This window comes from Candidatus Protofrankia californiensis, from assembly GCF_900634765.1.
GTDB lineage: Bacteria > Actinomycetota > Actinomycetes > Frankiales > Frankiaceae > Protofrankia > Protofrankia californiensis.
Map to the genome: position 1 here is coordinate 29334 of NZ_CAAAFT010000484.1, position 1500 is coordinate 30833.

Here is a 1500-nt window from a genome sequence, read left to right on the forward strand (position 1 = left end):
ACCGTCGGCGGTTCTTCAGCCCGGCGCCAGCAACATCTACATCGCCGACGGTAATGCCCCGACACTGACCGGACTGAACCGTGAGTTGCTCGTCGGGCAGGCGATCCCGGTCACGTTCACGTTCGCCAAGGCCGGCAGCCTCACCCTGAACGTCCCGGTGGAACCGCCGGCTCCCGGGGCGTCCACGCAGCCGACCACGGCGGTGACGACCCCGCCCGCGAAGGCCACCACAACCAGCAGCGCGACGCCCACGCCGGGTTCCTCGACCGAAGCCGGCCAGACGCACTGACCCGCACGGCCCGGCACCATCCCCGCGCAGTCCTCGGCACCACCCCGGCGCAGTCCTCGGCGCCGGGGTGCGGACGCGAAGCGCCGTCCGCCCCGGCGCGCGCGGCCGGAGTGCGCGGGATCCGCCAGCTACCCAGGGACTTAGGCCTCCCGGACCTGCCAGATCGGCTTCGGGATCTCGGATCCGACAGGACCCCGGATCCGACAGGAACCCCGAGCGCGAAAGAAACATGATCGGGCTGTCTTCGGCCCTCCAGGCGGGCGGGCAAAAGCGATCATTATGATCCATTCGGACGGATCAACATGATCATTGTCGGCCGGCCGACAACGTCGACTATCCGCCGCCCCGTAGTCGTTGTCGGAGCATGCCTATACGGTGCGGGCCATGTCCTCTCGGCCTCCCGTTCCCCGACCGAGCGCATCAGGTTCGTCCAGCTCCCGAGTTGCCTCGGGTGGCTTCCGATGCAGCGGATGCGGCGCGGAGTCGGTCAAGTGGGCCGGTCGCTGCCCGCGCTGCCAGGCGTGGGGGACGATCGAGGCGCAGCTTCCCGCCGCCCGCTCGTCGCACCGGGTCAGCAGCCGCGGCCTGGCGGCCCGGGCCTCCGCGGTGGTCACGGCGCCCGCCTGCCCAATGTCGGAGGTCGACGTCACCGCGGCCCGCAGCCATCCGACCGGCGTCGCCGAACTCGACCGGGTTCTCGGCGGGGGGCTCGTGCCCGGCGCTGTCGTCCTGCTGGCCGGGGAGCCGGGCGTGGGCAAGTCCACGCTGCTGCTTGAGGTGGCCGCACGCAGCGCCGCATCCGGCGCGCGGGCACTCGTGGTCACCGGCGAGGAATCGACCGCACAGGTACGGCTGCGGGCGGGCCGCACCGGGGCGGTGCACCCCGAACTGTGGATCGCAGCCGAGACCGACCTGGAGGCTCTCCTCACCCATGTCGACGAGGTCCGCCCCCAACTGTTGGTAGTTGACTCGATACAAACCATCACCACCGCCACGACGGAAGGTGCCGCCGGCGGGGTCACCCAGGTCCGTGAGGTGACCGCGGCGCTGATCCGAGCGGCGAAGGCCCTGAACATGGCCACTGTCATCGTCGGCCACGTGACCAAGGACGGTACCGTTGCCGGGCCGCGCCTGCTGGAACACCTCGTTGACGTCGTCCTGCACTTCGAAGGCGAGCGCCACTCGTCCCTGCGCCTGGTCCGGGCGAGCAA

Annotated in this window: 1 protein-coding gene and 1 pseudogene; both read left to right on the forward strand. The window is 70.8% G+C overall.

Features of this window, described 5'->3' with window-relative positions; all coding sequences use genetic code 11:
* Nucleotides 1-289 (forward strand): annotated as a pseudogene (locus DD1DGNOD_RS27525) (copper chaperone PCu(A)C); the annotation flags it as partial.
* Nucleotides 290-673: 384 nt separating this feature from the next.
* A partial coding sequence (locus tag DD1DGNOD_RS25000; protein WP_131771158.1) for an ATPase domain-containing protein occupies nt 674-1500 on the forward strand: 827 nt, incomplete at its 3' end.